The organism is Thalassoglobus sp. JC818, from assembly GCF_040717535.1.
Lineage (GTDB): Bacteria > Planctomycetota > Planctomycetia > Planctomycetales > Planctomycetaceae > Thalassoglobus.
Window position 1 is genome coordinate 622,342 of sequence record NZ_JBFEFI010000002.1, and the last position, 17,564, is coordinate 639,905.

Genomic DNA, 17,564 nt, shown 5'->3' on the forward strand with positions numbered 1-17,564 from the left:
CTCCTCACTGTTTGACAATGACGAACAATCTCGAAGCTTGGGTAAGACAATGAATCGTCTGTTGGATTGGCTGGATCATCGAACCGGATATCGTGACCTAATGCACGAGGCGCTCAACGAGCCGATCCCCGGTGGCGCGAAATGGCGCTACGTCTGGGGAAGCACGTTGACCTTCACCTTCTTCATTCAGGTGATCACTGGCTTCTGCCTCTGGATGGCTTACAGCCCCGGCGCGACGACTGCCTGGGAGAGTGTCTACTTCATCCAGCATCAAATGGTCTTTGGTTGGGTTGTGCGAGGCATTCATCACTTCGCTGCCCAGGCGATGATGATCTTGTTGATCCTCCATCTGATGCAGGTTGTGATCGACGGAGCTTATCGAGCCCCGCGTGAAGTCAATTTCTGGCTCGGGCTGGTGCTGATGCAGATCGTCATGTTTCTCGGCCTGACGGGATACCTCCTCCCCTGGGATCAAAAAGGGTATTACGCGACACGAGTAGCCACGGAGATCATGGGATCGGCCCCATTTGTCGGACCGTGGATTCAACAGCTCGTGCAAGGTGGTCCAAGTTATGGAAATCATACACTGACGCGGTTCTTCGCGCTGCATGCGGGAGTTCTTCCGGCCATGCTGGTGATGTTCCTCGGATTGCATATTTACGTTTTCCGAAGACATGCCCTGCACGCAATTAAGCACGAGGGCGAAGAAGACGGCGTATTCTGGCCGGATCAAATCTTGAAAGACGGTGTCGCGTGCCTTGCAGTCCTGGCTGCCATTATGGGAGCGACGTTGTACTGGCACGGAGCCGAACTGACCGCCCCCGCCAACCCGGCTGAAGCCTACTCAGCCGCTCGTCCTGAATGGTATTACCTGTTCCTGTTCAAGTTTCTTCAGTTCGAGTTTGTTAGTCAGTGGGGTGAAGCGACTCATCTCGGCGAAGCACTCGGAGCGATTGTCATTCCCGGAGCCCTGTTTGCGGTTCTGGCACTGATGCCGATCACTGCGTACTTCAAGTGGGGACACAAATTTAACGTGGCCTACTTGTGGTCCATGTTGGGAATCGCTGGCGTCCTGACCGGAATGGCATATTACGAAGACTGGTACGCAGACACCCCAGAGGGACGCGACTTTCGACAAGCGGTCGATGAGGCTCATCGAGACGGAGCCAGAACTGTGGCACTGGCGGAATCCAAGACTGGAATTCCACCATCGGGGGCGGCGCTGCTTCTCGCCAACGATCCCCTTACTCAAGGTCCGAAGATCTTTGAACAGTATTGTTTGAGCTGTCATCAGCCTGAGTCACGATTTGACGACTTCGCGGAAGCACCGCAAGCACCCGGACTTGCCGATCCGAATAACCGCGACCAGATTGACTTTGGATCACGCGACTGGATTCGCTCCGTACTGACCGACTTCGGTGGTCACTTTGCAGCTTTGGCGAATATCGAAGGCGATCGAGGAGAAGCAGCGGAGGCAATCCTCGAAGGCTCCATGAAAGATTGGTCGGACTCCAATGCGGAAACACTGACTGCATCGGAAAACGCCGACGACTACGTAGCACTCGTCGAGTTCCTCTACACTCAAAGTCAGCGACCGGACGCTCTCTCTCCCGGGAGCGATGTCGTCCTTCGTGGAATGGAAATCTTCACCACTGGCGAACTTACAAATGGATCAGTCGATGCCTGTGTCGACTGTCACAGCATGCATCCGCTTGTTGTCGACCCGTCTGGTCTCTCTGATCGATGGATTCTTGCGGACGAAGCACTCTCCGAAGACTTGCAGCCAGTGCTGACCGGGTACGGAGGAACAGAGTGGATTCTGCAAATGGTGGCCGATCCTCAAGCACACTACGCTGGAGAGTACGGAAACAACGCGATGCCTGGCTTCGCCGATCAGATGACTCAGCAAGAATTAGAACTTGTCTCGAAGTGGCTAGCGAAAGACTTTTATGTCGCTCCAGCCAGTGAAGAGGCTGAGAGTCATTAACCTTCGGGGTACATCGATACTTCGAAGTTTTCACAAACGATACGCCGAACGAGAAATCGAGTTGTTGTCACAGACATTTCAATAGACTGAGTTCGATGAGGGAAACTTCACGCATTCTGTCACTCACATATCAGTTAATAGAGTCTCATCATGAAACGCGTCGCGCCGCTGGTCATGCTGGTGTTCGTTCTCTGTGGACGGACCGAATCTGCCGATCGACCGAACATTCTGTTTATCTTTACAGACGATCACGCACCTCATGCGATTGGTGCTTACGATGGATGGCTGAAGGACGTCAATCCGACACCCAATATCGATCGACTGGCGTCAGAAGGAATGGTCTTCGAGAACAGCTTCTGCACGAACTCCATTTGTGGTCCGAGTCGGGCGGTCATTCAGACCGGCAAGCACAGCCACATCAACGGATTTCGTGAAAACTCCGACCGCTTCAATGGGGATCAGCAGACCTTCCCGAAACTCCTTCAAAAAGTCGGTTACTCGACAGCCATGATTGGGAAGTGGCACCTTGGAACAGATCCTCAAGGATTCGACTTTTGGAAAGTGTTGCCGGGGCAGGGAGATTACTACAACCCGGTCTTCATTTCAGAAGAAGGACGAGAAGTCGTCGAGGGCTACTGCACCGATCTTGTGACAGACATGGCTCTGAACTGGCTCGAAAACGATCGCGACAAAGACAAGCCGTTCATGTTGATGTGCCAGCACAAAGCACCGCACCGTACATGGATGCCGCCTCTTCGATATCTCGAACTCTACGATGACGTCGATATCCCGGAGCCTGCCACGTTGTTCGACAACTGGGAAGATAATGCCAGCCCAGCACGTTTTCAGGAAATGGAGATCGACGGACATCTCAACATCGTCTTCGATTGTTTCGGTCCACCACTGCACGGTTGGGATCCTGAAAAAGGCAAATCCACCGACCGTTCTGGCTTCCGCAATCTTCAGAAGATGACTCCCGAACAGCTTGAAGCCTGGAACGCTGTTTTCGACCGCAAGAACAACGAGCTGAAGAAGCTCAACCTCGACGGAAAAGAACTCGTGCGATGGAAGTACCATCGCTACATCCGCAACTATCTGCGATGTATTCGCGGCGTGGATGACAGCGTTGGGCAGTTGATGGCTTACCTTGAAGAGGCAGGTTTGGCGGACAACACCGTTGTCATCTATTCATCTGACCAAGGTTTCTATCTGGGTGATCACGGATGGTATGACAAACGTTGGATGTACGAAGAATCCCTCAAAATGCCATTGATTGTGAAGTGGCCGCATGTCACTCCTCCCGGAACGATCAATACCGACCTCGTTCAAAACCTCGACTATGCAGAGACGTTTCTCGACATGGCCGGTGCAGAAATTCCGGACGACATGCAGGGGCGATCACTGGTCCCACTGCTGAAAGGCGAAACTCCTGACGACTGGCGTGAAGCGATTTACTATCACTATCACGAGTATCCCAGCGTTCACATGGTCGCCAAACACAATGGAATTCGCACCGAGCGCTACAAGCTGATCCACTTCTATCAGTTCGGAGAATGGGAGTTCTACGACCTCGAAAAAGATCCCGACGAATTGCTCAATGAATACGAGAATCCTCAATACGCCGAAGTGATCGAGAATCTGAAAGGTCAACTGACTGGGCTGATCGAAGACTACGGTGACGAGAGCGATATGTCTGAAAAGGACGACAACTGGAAGAAGCAATTCCGAACGCTAGAAGGAGAGTGAAGTCATTCTCTCTCTGGTGCGTCCGAGTGCTTTCGTCATTAAGTATTGAGAGCTGAGTTTTTGAAAGAGTCGGGGACAAAGAGTTCCCCGGCTCTTTTTTCAATTGTGATTGTCGCTGGCGTCATCCCGGCGGGATCTCCATCGATCTGAATCGGGCTGGGCTGATCGCTCTCGATTCGGATTTGTGACCCTTGCCGTGAAATCACATCTTTCACCCGTTCGTGACGTCGATAGTAAATCAGCGCCAGGTATCGAAACATCCCCAACAGTGAACCCTGCTGGAGAACGCGCACATCGAGAAGTCCGTCGTTCCCTTCCGCATTCGATGCCACGCGGAGTCCAAGTGCGTAGGACGGAAGATTCGCAACGATCACATTTCGTCCGACAACTGGAACAGGATCGTCGTCGACATACACTCGCAGCTCCGGATAGCTGTAACTCTTCAGAACCTGTGCGATGGGATTCAGATAGCTGAGGCGATGTATGTTCCCTTGGCGATGAGCGTGCATATGGTGAATCACCGCAGCATCGAATCCGATACTCGCCATCACGATGAATCGTTGAGTGACTTCCGTCTCCGAAGAAACCTGAGCACTCTCGCCTTGCTGGTCATTGGTCGGTATTGAGATGAGACTCCCGATATCAAATTGCGACGTATGTCCTTCAGCAACCATTTTCGCGACTGCAGAACCGCTTCTCGGAATTCCGAGGTACTTCGCGCAAAGATTCTCTGTGCCAAGCGGCAACACCGCGATCGGAATCTTCGGGTGCCGATTGATCAGATCAAGCAGCGTGCCATCGCCCCCAGCTGCGACAATTCCACAAAGAGGCTGCTGTGCTGAACAACTGGCGACAGCTGTATCGAGTTCGTTTCTCCGCGAGAAAAGTCTCGGCCGGATTCCACGGTTTCGGAGTTCAGAGATGAGTTCTTTGATTTCCCGAACCTGACGTCCAGAACCGGACTTCGGATTCCGCTGAATCGCAACCCACGTTTGAGAGGTTCTTGAGGATGGAGAGTTTGTCTGTGTCATCTTCAGCACGATATCGAATTCGCAGTTTGAACTATAGTGGCCGATTGACCCTTTATCTCGACTCGAACAGAATGGAGTCCACGAACTTCATGGGGATTTTCGAAGTCGTTGATGAATGGCTTTGCATCCGATCCGAATTGCAGTTTTGAGTTTGCTCTCGCTCCTCTATTCACCGAAAGCGTTCGCGTTATGTCTGAATCCCATTGGCGACAGTTGTGCATCGCGTCTCTCTGTGTGCTCAAACTTCTGTTTTGTGATTCACTCACAACCTCAACAACACAGGCGGATTCCTCAACGAATTCTCACCCGAATGTTGTTGTCATTCTGACGGACGATCAGGGATGGGGAGATTTAAGCCTCAATGGAAATACAAATCTGAAGACTCCAAACATCGATTCACTGGCAGCTGATGGAGCGAAGTTTGATCGCTTTTATGTCTGTCCGGTTTGCTCTCCGACCCGGGCGGAATTTCTGACAGGTCGATATCACCCGCGAAGTGGAGTGTACAGCACTTCCGCCGGCGGGGAGCGGATGAATCTCGACGAGAAAACGATTGCAGACGTTTTTCAGGAAGCAGGTTATCACACTGCTGCATATGGGAAGTGGCACAACGGAATGCAGTATCCGTACCATCCCAACGGACGGGGATTTGACGAGTTCTACGGATTCTGTTCCGGGCACTGGGGGCACTACTTCGATTGGATGCTGGAGCGCAACGGAGAACTGGTTCAGGGGAATGGGTTTACTGTTGATGACTTCACAACGCAGGCGATGAACTTTATCGATGAGCATCAGGACGAACCGTTTTTCATTTATCTGCCATACAATACCCCTCACTCTCCGATGCAGGTTCCTCAGAAGTACTGGGATCGTCATCGCGATCAAGAACTCGAAATGCGCAGCGACAATCCCGAGAAAGAAGACATCGGTCACACACGAGCTGCGTTGGCGATGTGTGAGAATATCGATGACAATGTCGGCCGACTTCTGGCGAAGCTTGATGAGCGAGATCTCGCAGACAACACAATTTTCATCTACTTCTGTGATAACGGACCGAATGGAAACCGCTGGAACGGCGGGATGAAAGGTCGCAAAGGGTCCACTGATGAAGGAGGAGTTCGATCGCCATGTCTGGTGCGCTGGCCTGCCAAAATTCCAGCTGGTGAGATGATCACGGAAATTGGCGGCGCGATCGATCTGCTTCCGACACTGGCTGATATGTGTGGCATCGATCTTCAGGATCACCCAGCGGCTCTCGACGGAATTAGCCTGAGTCCGTTGCTGACGGGAGAAGAAACGTCGTGGCCGGACCGAACGATTTTCTCGCATTGGCGAAATCGAGTCAGTGCTCGTACACAGCGTTTCCGATTGGACCATGAAGGACAGCTCTTTGATATGCAGTCAGATCCTGGTCAGAAAAAGAACGTCGTCGCTGATCATCCGGAGATCGCAAAAGAGTTGAAAGCTCAAGTGAAGCAGTGGAAGAAGACAGTTCTCGAAGGCTACGATCAGGACGACCGTCCGTTTCTCGTCGGTCATCCGGACTTCATCGCAACTCAAATTCCAGCCCGCGATGGCGTCGCTCATGGGAAGATCCAACGATCCAATCGCTTTCCGAATTGCTCCTACTTCACTAACTGGGTCAGCACGGACGATACCATTCAGTGGGATGTCGAAGTCGTCGAAGATGGAGCGTTTGAGGTCGACCTCTATTACACATGCAAAGCTGACGACGTTGGCTGCGTGATGGAACTTTCGTGCGGCGACTCAAGCATCGCAGCATGCATCGAAACCCCCAACGATCCTCCTCTCGTCGGAGCTGAAGAAGATCGAGTGGAGCGGCAAGAATCGTACGTGAAAGATTTCCATCCGGTTTCAATAGGGACAATCAGCCTCAAGAAGGGTGCTGGTCAACTCGTTCTGAAAGCACTGGAAATTCCTGGAGATGAAGCCATCGAATTCCGTCTCCTGATGCTCAAACGAGTCGATTGAACTACGACTTACCTGCTCGGATTGGGACCACGTCACGAGCGACGGCAAGGACTCGTTGCTCAGCAACAAAGTCAGCAACTCAACATTCTCTCGTTTAAAACCGAGCTGGCGGAAGCGTGACCGGCTCTGGCCCTTTGCGCTCAGGTTTCGTTTCAGAAACAGGCTTTGGCGGCCCAACTGAATCGGCGGAAGCACCGATTGCTGTTCCATCCTCACCCCATCGGGCAGCGAGGCTGTCGGGCATCAGGTGAAAACTTGCAGGGCTCAGTTTCGTTTCCGATGGACTGACTTCTCGGAACAGCACAGCTTGGGGACCTTCAATAACGTCGATCACATTTTGCGAGCTCCAGAACTTCGCCCATTCGGTGTCGAGCTTCCCGGTCAGCGGAGGAGTCGCTTCGATAAGAGTTCTTGGAACCGTGGCATGGGCTGTTCGCAGTTCGTACCAGTTCAACTGATCCTTGAGTTCTGTTTGCGATGTCCCTGCGAGGAGGGCACGTTCAGTCGCCGGCGAAATTGGAGGCGCAACGATGCAGTCAGTCATCAATACAGTCCACCGTTGCGTCGAATCCTCAGTTGGAACTCGAACCAAGGCACGCGCCGCACTCAAGGTGCACTGATCGATCAACAAGTCTGCTGGAGTTGAAGTTGAGCCGAGTTCGAACAGATCGCTCGCACTGAATAGGATGGAGTTTCGTACAGCGATCGGAGTGCTGTTTCCCCGTGTTTCAACGATCGGCCCGGAGCCAGATATCATCGAATCGCGGATCGTCAGGGCTGGTGAAGACTGGTTGAGGCTCTCCGAGTCGTCAGTGATGATGATCGTGGGTATGGAGGTGTTCGACTGCATTCTGGTCTGAAGGTGCGTCCGGACGATTTCCAGTTTCGCTCCATTTGAGAGCATCGCAAACTGTGCTGAAACTTCCGTTCCGCGAGTTCGAGGGATCGAAAAAACTCCCTCCACAATTGAGATCAGCCCTCCGTGAATGTGGAACATCGGTTCCGAGTTGTCACCCGGCGCGGGCTCCAATTGCAGGGGAGTTCCGGAGGTCGATTGAAACTGAAGCGTCAGTTGTCTGTTGATGAGCGCGATCGGCGGGACCTGAATCAAGCCTGATCCACTCAGCAGAACCGTTGAACCATTTGGGCAATCGCCGCTGTCGAGGAAGCCCTGTAACTTGCGGTTCCCATTGAGGTCAAACGTCACAGTCTTCGTATTCGGGTCGGATGCTTTCGAAGCAAGAGCTGCCATGCGAAGGATGGCAAGTTCTCTGTCGACCGCTTCGGAAGCAAGAACTGGAATCTTGCCCGCAAACGGTCCGATTGTTGGATTCCGCGGATCGGATTGAGTGTTGGAACACAATCCGCATTGAACCAATTCTGAAATCGTCACCGATTCCAACGATACGTCGTGCAGGCAGGCTGTGTTCGATGCGCTGACGTCCTCATTGATGATCTGCGGAGCATTGATCTCGTCCCAGCCGATGGGTGTTGCCTGCTGACTCGATGCAGAATTCGAAGAACTCTTGAGATTCAAGTCTCCCAAGACGGAATTGGTGACAAAGAAGTCGATGCCATTTTGATTGAGTTCTGCGATGTCCCACGTTGATGGACCGGACCAGTTTTTGACGTCGAGAAGCGTGGCTGAGCTCGGGCCGAGGTTTTCCAGCCGAGAACGTTCAACTCCGATACGAATTGCAAACGAGGGCTGATTGGCAGCTTCTTTGACTCCGGTCAGATCAAACAGTGTTCCTCCCGTGGCAGCCAGACAATTCGAGAGAACGACTGTGAGATCAGGCGTAGAATTCGTGGAGCCATTGGCAGCAGAAGACCACATGGATCCTGACTCACTGAGGAAGACCGAATTCCGGGCACTGAAGCTGAGGGCAGATTGAATCGAACCGGTCGCACTGACTTGCTCCCCGCTGACCATGCAATTTTCGAAGACGACTTTGTTGAGACGTTTGGCTTTTGAAGAAGCGGCCACCAGTTGAACTGATCCGTCACCAACAATCGTGAAGCGACACTCGGTAAATGTGAGTTCACAGCCTTCGAGTTCGAAGAGGGACAGTGGAGTCGATGCATCCGAGTTGCAGACAAAAAAATGGGCGCCGTGTATCTGCACGGCGCCTTCTGAAAACTGGATCCAACTCTTTGTCGCATGTTCGGGATTCGATTCTGAATCCTTATGGATGACGAAGATGGGAGGCTCACGACTGGATGTGATTTGAAGTGTTTGCGGAACGGTGACTTGTTGAGGTCGTAAAGTTTCCCGTCGGACTGAAGAGACGTCGATCGTCGTCATTGATCGAGAAAGGTTTTGCAATGCCTTGTTCAGGCTCGGGGCAGACTCTGCGGTCACGTGTGCACCAGGACGAACAGAGACTGTCGCCTGACGGTTCAATGTCGGCACTTTCCAATTAGGGTTCATCCACTCCGGGAGAAATCTTCGGGGCTTGGACTCTTCCGTTTCGGCTAAGATGGTTGGAACGTCGTCGTTGTCCAACTCGGAAGCTGGTTCGGTTTCCGAAGGAGCTTTAGTCTCGACGGAAGTTAACTCCGGCGGTTCAGAATCCGACGGAGATGATGCCGAGCCATTTTTAGGCGGCAGTGGGGATTCGTAGTTATCCCCATACGGATTGGTTTGCGGAACCTCTCCGGTGTTGTCGAGTGACTTGACGATGATGAAGATCAAAATCAAAAGTGCCAGCACGCCGCCTGCGATGGCACCAATCTGTACCCAGTTAATGGCCACTTTGGTTTTCTTCGAACTCTTCTGGGGCTCTTGATCAGGAGTATCGGTTAGCGGTGTCTTTCTGGGTGGCAGTACTTTTGTTTTCGGTTTGGGCGATGGCCTGGAACTCTTTGACTTCTGCCGTGGATGAGAGTTCCTGGTTCCCGGTTGAGTCTCTTTCGCTGTCGGTTTCGTACGAGACGACTTCTTTTCGGGTGCTGTTTTCGGTGTCGTCTTCTGGCTTGATGACGAAGGTCGAGATCGCGAAGGAGTCTTCGGTTTTGAGTCGGACCGTTTTGACTTCGACTGCTCGTTCGATCGACGCGCGGGCGGGCGAATTTCTTCGGAATCGGGGACTGGAATCGCGACTGAGTCAGACCCGTCCGGTTCGGTTGATTCGGGGCGTTCTTTGCGAACTCGCTGAACAGTTGTTGGCGAGGGCGTTTGCGTTGGTTTTCGCTTCAGCAGTTCCGCTTGGTCCTCAGCCTGGACGACAAACGATCCGGACTCGTCGTCACCTTCGAAATCATCTTCCATCAGGACCGCGAGAAGATTCTCGGAGTCCTGTGACATGAGCAGCGTCGTGCTGTTCAGGTCGTCGAGAAGTTGTTTGGGAGTTTGATAACGTTCGCCGGGCTGTTTGGCCATCAATCGATGAATGACAGCAACGACAGCTTCCGGGACTTCAGGATTTTCATCGCGCGGGTCGGGAGGAGGAGCTTTAGCATGCGCGGCTAGTTTGTTGGTCAAGTCTCCGTTCGGAAACGGAGCGTGCCCGGTCAGCATGTGATACCACGTACAGCCCAGCGAATAGAGATCGCTGCGAATGTCGGTCTTCTTACTATCTGCAGCCTGTTCGGGGGACATGTAATCGATTGTCCCGACCGTTGTTCCGTCACGCGTGATCGATGTGTCGAGAGTATTGTCGAGTGAGCGGGCGAGGCCGAGGTCGGTCAGTTTCACCGTTCCATCGCGGGCAATCATGATGTTTGCCGGTTTGATGTCGCGATGGACGAGTCGCTTTTCGTGGGCGACCTGAAGAGCGGCAGCAACTTGCTTCACAATTTCCAGGCTACGCTTGACCGGGATGACAAGTCGCTTGCGAAGCAGGTTGTGGACGTCGATTCCGTCCACGTATTCAAGTGCGAGATAGAAAAAACCATCTGCTTCGCCAGCTTCGTAGACACCCACCATATTGGGGTGAGATAAGAGAGCCGCAGCTTGTCCTTCGGACTTAAACCGGCGAACGAGGATCGCGTTCTCAGCCCGTTCTTTCGACAAGACTTTGAGCGCGACCGTTCGGTTCAGTTCTCGATCCGTGGCGAGGAAAACGGTTCCCATACCTCCGACGCCGAGGCATCGGGTGATGTCATACTTTCCCAGAGATTCTAGATCAGAATTGATCCAGCCGCTGATGCGGGGTTTAGGGTTCTGGGAGTCGGAAGACATGTGATTGCGAATCTGAGAAGACTGTTGAGGCAGGGAGTCGCTGCTGTTGTTTAGAACAGGCCATCTCACGGGAATCCCGTATGGACCTATCTTGACTATACGACTCTTACAAACAGACCGTCAAAGGTCTTTTCGGATTGCAATCAACTCGGGGTATGAACTCGAAGTTCGTAACCCCTCTAATCCTCCTATTTGTTCGGCGATCCGCGAAAGTTCGAGATGGCTGTCAACATCGGTGGACAGCCAGTTCGCGTGGCGAACGTTACTGTTCGTAAACTTCTCGCTCGATCGGTTCGAAGCTCGTCTGTTGAATCGCTTGAACAGGCGTTGCCTTCGGCACGTTGGCGTGCATAATCGATCGTGGTTTCGCTCCGTTTGGAAGCAGAATTCCTTCCGAGATCATTGATCGCAGCGTTCCGAGGAAGGCCATCTGTCGCGAATCATCCTTCTCGCCGGAGACGACGATGTCATGGATGCGGTAGTACTGTCCTTCAGCGACGAGTCGAATCTCTGCGTTCGTGACGCCATCGCTCGTGTGGACGGTTGTCCAGTCTTCTTCGACGCGGATGCGAACCACTTCACTCATCAGTGGTCGCACGAGTTGTTGTGACACGTCAGGCACGAAGTTCAATTGTTTCCAGACGATCTGATCGAGGCTGCTTCCCGAGTGTTCGATCAGACGATCGACATCACGTTGCTGAACCGCGGATGCGAACTCGTAGATGGGAAGCATCAGTTCCAGATTCGCTTTTAGCGATGGACGATAGCGATGATCGGGAATGATGACGTCATCGATAACCATCATGTCGTCGCTGAGACGCAGGACGAAGGTCATGGGCATTGATCCCTGTTCGACTGAGATCTCAGTCACGTCACCGCGATACGCTGTCGCAAAGACTTTTGGGTCACCAGGATCAATTGCGGGGTATGGCAGAATCACAAAGTGACGGGCAGCTTCTCGCTTCCAGACTCGATTGTTGAAGTCGTTACTCGAAAGCTGTCGGAGTTGTTTCAAGTCGCGATCAAGCAACGCTTCGACGAAGAGATTGACGACCGAGTTCGAAAGCAGAATCGCAGAGACCTTCTTCACGCTCTTTCCGTCTTCTTCGAAGATCGTCAGCTCGTCGACGCGAGTTTCGGTTCGCGTTTTTGTGGTTCCCTTCTCGGTCACGTCAATGTGACGAAGGGTAATCATGTACGTGGCGTTGGCTGATTCCAAAAGCAGTTCGCTGTGATCCTGGAACTGTTTGGATTCGTATTCTGCAGTGATGACTTCTTCGAGAGGAAGTGGAATTCTTTGGAAGTCGCCGGACATGAGACATCGCGAGTAAAAGTTCGGCGATGAGTAGTCTTCGATTTCAACCGAGTCTCCCGAAGCGAAAGCTGTGAGGAACCCGGCGGTTTGATTCAGTGATGCTGCCAGCTTCACGAGAGATCGAACACCGGTGGAGTCTTCGTCCTTTGGTTCGACAGCAAGGTTCTGAGCTTTCCATTTTCCGTCGACAGAGTGGAATTCGATGAAGAGGCTTCCGTCGGTGTGCGGAACTCGAACGACAGCGCGGTCGCCGTTGAGTCGTGCATCTGGTCGGAAGGAGCTTCTGCGGTCGGTTCCGACAATGTCTGCTGTCAGCTTGTTGAACCAGGTGGTCGGAAGCTTATCGAGTTCTGCGCGAAGGTCTTCCGTACAGTGGCTGAGTTTGACTTCACGTGACCCCTCGTGCCAATCAGCCATGAATTCGCGACATGACAAGAGAAGGTCCATTTGCTCGGTGACCGATCGGCGGATCTCTTTGCCGCGATCATCAAGCTGACCGATCACAACATCGTCGACGACCCACTTGCTGGTCTCAGGATCGAGCTTAAGTTGAAAGTCGACAATCTTATGCTGTTCTTTTGTTCCGACCTGAACGGTCGCTTTCTTCGTCGACTCATCCACTTCTTCCATGCTGATGATTTCGACGTCCCCTTTCGGAACACGCATCATCTTCAGGTCGCTGACCGCTTCTGGTTTACGCAGAGCTTTGGACGCGAACTGATCCGAGGTTGTGGCTCGAATTTGCTCGAGATCGTCGGACTGCAGGCTCTCTGCAAAGCTGACGATAGCGCGACGAGCGAGAAGATTCGTACATCCCGGTGCACAAATGGAGAGTGCGAGCAGAATGAGGACGGTCGAATACGGGCGGAACGTCATGTTCGATCCCAATCGTTTTGCAGATTCCAGTCGGTGGAGACTGAGTGCTGCGACGGAGCGGATTGTGGAGTGAAAAGGGAGTTTTCATTCGGGCGAACGCCCAGCGTAAGGAGGGGAGGCGGCGTTCTCTCAAAATTTCTCACTCACCGTCAAGGGGCGTCAGGTGGGTGTCTCGACCGAAAAAGGCTCTTGAAATCCTCAAAAAATACAAATGACGGCATGTTTTCCGTGGAAAACGATCTGGACATCAAACGAGCAGTCCGGTTACAACCTCGCTGGAAGTTCGGCAGGATTGGCCGAATCTGATTCAGATGGCCTTGTTGGAATGAGGTCTCTGGAACCATTGGTTCGCTCGTTACCCCGACTTCTCCCTTCATTGACTCCCCTCACTGACGAGAATTCCACTGACGACGAATTCTGTTCTCTCTTTCCCTCCACGACCGAGGTTAAGGATGATGCGATCGGTCTTGTTCATACGTTCCGCGTTCCTGTTTGCATGTCTCACTTTGACAATGCTCACGGGATGCGTTTACGGTCCAAACCCTTACTACGGCGGATATTCTCCCAGCCCATACGGCGGAGCATACCCTGGGGGGCAGTATCAGGGAGGTTATCCAGGATATCAGCCCGGAATGACCGTTCCGAATGGAACCGTTTCGCCCGGATTGGTTGTCCCACAAGGGGGATCGACTTACGAAGGATCGGGAGGCTTGCAGCCCATCCCGAACAACGGAACCGATGCTCCGCCTTATAACTCCGGGTCGAACGATCAGGTTCCCGTGCCTGGCCAGTACAATTCGAGCGGAACGAATTTCTACCCGAACAGTTCGGGTTCGTCGACGTACGAGTTTCAGGACAGCCAGTCTCCGATTTCACCGGCCAATCATTCACAGGTTGACCAGATGCAACCGGTGCAGATGCCGCTTCGCGAGAGCAACGCAGCCTTCGGCAACACCGACTTTCCACCGTACAACCCTGCTCCAGAAGTTAGTCGCTCTTCAAGCAACAGTGCTCCTGTTCATGTCGACCCGATGTCGAACGCGGTTGAGATCAACAGCTTTCCGGCGGATGCTCCTCAGTTTATTCCGCCCGTTCAGGCATCACCGCAGCGAGGAGCGATTTTGAACGATCCCTTCGCTCAACCAGCACCCAGTCAGTCAGGTGGAGGCAGTGCTCCGCAAGCGCTTCCGTTGGAATTCAATGCTCAAAAAGTACCTGATGGCGAGCTGGGAGTTTTCGATCACGAACAGAAGTTTCGCTGGATTCGCGGAGTCGCCAGTCTCGACAAGCCGACTGGTATCTGGGGTGTGACATACTCCGAAAGTCCCGATCAGGGCGATCCGTTTTCAGGCCATTTGTCTCTCGCAAAGAGCCCAGCTTTGGAGAATCTTCAAGAGGGCGAGATCGTACAGGTTTCCGGTGAAGTCGATCCAGTCATGAAAGATCCACTCGGGAAGCCGATGTACTTTGTCACCTCGATCGACCGAGTTGAACTGAACCACTAACAATTGTCTCAACAATCGGTCACTTCAAACCTCCGAGTGCCAGTCCGCAGAGGTAAGCCAACCCTGCTGCTAGCCCTCCTACGAGCAACGTTTCCAGTCCCGCTCGCAACCAGTGCTGTTCGACGAACCACGACTTGAATGCGCCGACGGAGAAAAACGCCAACCCTGTCAGTACGGTGCTTGCCAGAAATGGCGTTTCGATGAGGTTGCTGCCTCCAAACGAGAACACGAATGGGATCAGCGGGATTGCACCCACAAAAAGAAAAGCGACAAACGTTGTCGTGGCCGCTCGCCAGGGAGATGTAGGAGTCAGAGAGACTCCGTGTTCTTCTTGAAGCATGGTCTCAATCCATCGATGGTCATCCGCAGTAATGACTTCGACGACGCGGTCGAGCAGTTCTCCTTCGAATCCCTTCTCGCGGAAAATCTGGCGAATCTCTTCACGCTCTCCATCCGGCACTTCGTTGATGTGTTGCTGTTCCATCTGCCGAAGTTTGGACATCTGTTCGAGTTCTGCTTGAGTGCCGAGGAAATTTCCGGCCGCCATGCTGAATCCGTCTCCAATGAGATTGGCGACGCCCAGAATCAAGACAATGCTTGAGGTCAGTCCGGCGCCGGCGACACCTGAAACGACTGCGAATGTGGTCACCGCACCGTCGATGGCTCCATAGATGAAGTCTTTGAGATAGGAAGGGTTCTTCTGAAGGCTAAGTCGATTGCGGATGTGCCGGGGGTGGTGTGCCGCAGCGAGGATCTCCGGGACTGTGGAATCATGTGCCGGTGGTCGGGCCATTCGAGGCGTTCCTGTCGAACAAATTTTCGTGAGTTCACTGCCTGACTGTTGCAGATTTCGACTCACCGAACAATCATTTCGGCCATATCAAAGAAGTGAGTCAGAATTGGCGATGCCCTCCTGATGCAGGAGAAAATGAAGAGAGCAAGTCGCTCTCTCGAGAGGAATCGCCGCAACTCAGGACTGGACCAAGCTATGGCGAGCAAAGTTGACTGGTACTACCGTCGTTCGGGCTGCACAACGTGCAAGAAGATGGATGCCTTCCTCGAAGAGCATTCCATCGTTCCGAAAGAAACGTCGAGCGCCAACAAGGAACGACGCGGTCCCGAAGCAGCTTTTGAACTCGTCGAGACCGTCTCGAAAGTGATCGCGGCTCGCGGCAAGTCGGTCGTCGAATTTAAAACGAAAGGTGCGGACGAGGAGCTGCTGAAGAAGCACTTGCTCGGTCCCACTGGAAATTTGAGATCGCCGATTGTCCGCAAGGGCAAGACCTTGTACGTCGGGTTCAATAACGAGGCATTTGCAGAGTCCTTGGTGAAGTGACATCGGGTATTGTTAGCAAGTGTTTTGCACTCACAGTGCAATTGCTTCAGTTTTCCCGAGACGATCAACGTCACGCTGATATTCAATGAACAGTGTCTGGGTCCAATGATTCAGCACTTCGCGATGTTATGGACACAGAGACCGTGAATAGTGACGGTGCTGCCGCGCCTGCAGGGTCTCTGCGGGAGCTACTTTACGTTGCATTTCCTCTCATCATCAGCGCAGGTTCGCTGTCGTTGATGAATGCGGTCGATCGTGCTTTTCTGGCAGTTCTCGATATCGATGCACTCGCTGCCTCCATGCCCGCTTCGATGATGCTGTGGACGTCTCTCAGTCTCCCGCTGGGGATTGCTGGATATACAAATGCTTTCGTCGCTCAGTACGAAGGGGCGCAACGAAAGGATCGAGTCGCTTCTTCGATCTGGCAGGGACTTCTGGTCGCGACCTTGGGCGCGGCATTCATTCTGCCGTTTGTGATCTTCTCGAAAGAAGTGTTTGCGTTCATGGAGCACGAGTCGAGGGTGCAGGTTCTCGAAGTGGAATACTTCTGCTATGTCGCCCCATCCGCTCTTCCAATGCTTGCTGCGACCGTCCTCTCGTCATTCTTCGCAGCCCGGAAAGAGACGCTCGCTGTCATGTATGTGAACGTCGGGACTTCGATTCTTAACGGAGTTCTCGACTACCTGTTGATATTCGGAGTTGCGGGATTTCCGGCACTCGGAATTCGAGGAGCAGCAGTGGGAACGGTCATCGCTCAGGTCGTAGCTGTGGTCGTTTTCTCTGTTCTGCTCATTCGGACAGCCAGGCGAGAATCGTATCCGTTCGGCGAAACGTTCGGCTTCGATCCCCCTCTCTTACGACGAATGCTGTTCTACGGGTTTCCGAACGGCATCCAAATGGTGCTCGATGTCGGAGCATTCACAGCTTTTTTAGCACTGGTTGGTCGACTCGGCACACTCGAACAGGCAGCGACCAATCTGGCTTTCACGCTGAACTCTCTCGCGTTCGTGCCGATGCTTGGGATGGGGACGGCAGTGTTGACTCTGGTTGGGCGTCGCGTCGGCGAGCAGCGGCCCGAACTCGCGACGAGAACCGTCTGGGGCGCGATGGCGATTTCCGGCCTGTACATGATTGGCTTTGCAGGCATTTATCTGACCATCCCGGAAACGATCTTGTCTCCATTCATGCATAGTCAGGAACGCGACATGTTCGCCGAAATTGAACCGATCGTGATTCAATTGCTGCGGTTCGTCGCGGTCTACACACTCTTCGATGCCATGGCGATTGTGTTTGGCTCAGCCATTCGCGGCGCCGGTGAGACGCGTTTCTCAATGATCTATACGGTCACGATGAGCTGGCTGCTGATGGTCCTTCCGACGCTGTGGATCGTTCAAACCAGTCAGAGTTTGTATTCGTGCTGGATCGCCGCGACAGTTTTTATCATCGTTCTGGGAATTGGCTTTCTCGTCCGTTTTCTTCAGGGAAAGTGGAAAACGATGAAGGTGATCGAGCATCAGGAAGAGTACACGCTTCCGTAACGCGGGCTGTCAGAGCATTCAGCGAAATTAGCTGTGTTGGGCGTAGTTATTCACT

Annotated in this window: 10 protein-coding genes; 6 read left to right on the top strand and 4 right to left on the bottom strand. The window is 53.0% G+C overall.

The genetic code is table 11. The features are described 5' to 3' along the window. Positions 1 to 49 precede the first annotated feature (49 nt). Together AB1L42_RS06880 and AB1L42_RS06885 are read left to right on the top strand one after the other, a co-directional pair. The gene (locus tag AB1L42_RS06880) at positions 50 to 1,987 is read left to right on the top strand and encodes a cytochrome b N-terminal domain-containing protein (RefSeq protein WP_367052789.1); all 1,938 of its coding nucleotides are present in this window, start codon (positions 50 to 52) and stop codon (positions 1,985 to 1,987) included. Positions 1,988 to 2,137: 150 nt separating this feature from the next. After that, positions 2,138 to 3,733, top strand: coding sequence for a sulfatase (locus tag AB1L42_RS06885; protein ID WP_367052791.1), 1,596 nt, complete (start codon positions 2,138 to 2,140; stop codon positions 3,731 to 3,733). Positions 3,734 to 3,771: 38 nt separating this feature from the next. Here the strand turns inward: AB1L42_RS06885 and AB1L42_RS06890 are convergent, their stop codons facing one another. Next, entirely contained in the window at positions 3,772 to 4,764 is a 993-nt protein-coding gene (locus AB1L42_RS06890; RefSeq protein WP_367052793.1) for a diacylglycerol kinase family protein, read from the bottom strand. 189 nt (positions 4,765 to 4,953) lie between these two features. Between AB1L42_RS06890 and AB1L42_RS06895 the strand changes: the two genes are divergently transcribed. After that, the gene (locus AB1L42_RS06895) at positions 4,954 to 6,756 is read left to right on the top strand and encodes an arylsulfatase (protein WP_367052795.1); all 1,803 of its coding nucleotides are present in this window, start codon (positions 4,954 to 4,956) and stop codon (positions 6,754 to 6,756) included. A 94-nt stretch (positions 6,757 to 6,850) separates the two neighbouring features. Here the strand turns inward: AB1L42_RS06895 and AB1L42_RS06900 are convergent, their stop codons facing one another. Together AB1L42_RS06900 and AB1L42_RS06905 are read right to left on the bottom strand one after the other, a co-directional pair. After that, the gene (locus tag AB1L42_RS06900) at positions 6,851 to 10,939 is read right to left on the bottom strand and encodes a protein kinase (RefSeq protein WP_367052797.1); all 4,089 of its coding nucleotides are present in this window, start codon (positions 10,937 to 10,939) and stop codon (positions 6,851 to 6,853) included. A gap of 262 nt (positions 10,940 to 11,201) precedes the next feature. Further along, positions 11,202 to 13,130 carry a hypothetical protein gene (locus tag AB1L42_RS06905; RefSeq protein WP_367052799.1) on the bottom strand — a complete coding sequence of 643 codons (1,929 nt, stop codon included), beginning with the start codon at positions 13,128 to 13,130 and terminating at the stop codon, positions 11,202 to 11,204. 452 nt (positions 13,131 to 13,582) lie between these two features. On the opposite strand from AB1L42_RS06905, the gene AB1L42_RS06910 reads away from it, so the two are divergent. Then, the gene (locus tag AB1L42_RS06910) at positions 13,583 to 14,635 is read left to right on the top strand and encodes a hypothetical protein (RefSeq protein ID WP_367052802.1); all 1,053 of its coding nucleotides are present in this window, start codon (positions 13,583 to 13,585) and stop codon (positions 14,633 to 14,635) included. 19 nt (positions 14,636 to 14,654) lie between these two features. Here the strand turns inward: AB1L42_RS06910 and AB1L42_RS06915 are convergent, their stop codons facing one another. Then, positions 14,655 to 15,428 (bottom strand): VIT1/CCC1 transporter family protein, encoded by a 774-nt coding sequence (locus AB1L42_RS06915; RefSeq protein WP_367052804.1) that lies wholly within the window; start codon positions 15,426 to 15,428, stop codon positions 14,655 to 14,657. Between the two features lie 195 nt (positions 15,429 to 15,623). On the opposite strand from AB1L42_RS06915, the gene AB1L42_RS06920 reads away from it, so the two are divergent. Both AB1L42_RS06920 and AB1L42_RS06925 read left to right on the top strand, forming a co-directional pair. Further along, positions 15,624 to 15,971: an ArsC family (seleno)protein gene (locus tag AB1L42_RS06920; RefSeq protein WP_367052806.1), complete on the top strand. Its 348-nt coding sequence runs from the start codon at positions 15,624 to 15,626 to the stop codon at positions 15,969 to 15,971. Positions 15,972 to 16,063: 92 nt separating this feature from the next. After that, entirely contained in the window at positions 16,064 to 17,509 is a 1,446-nt protein-coding gene (locus tag AB1L42_RS06925; protein WP_367052808.1) for an MATE family efflux transporter, read from the top strand. Positions 17,510 to 17,564 lie beyond the last annotated feature (55 nt).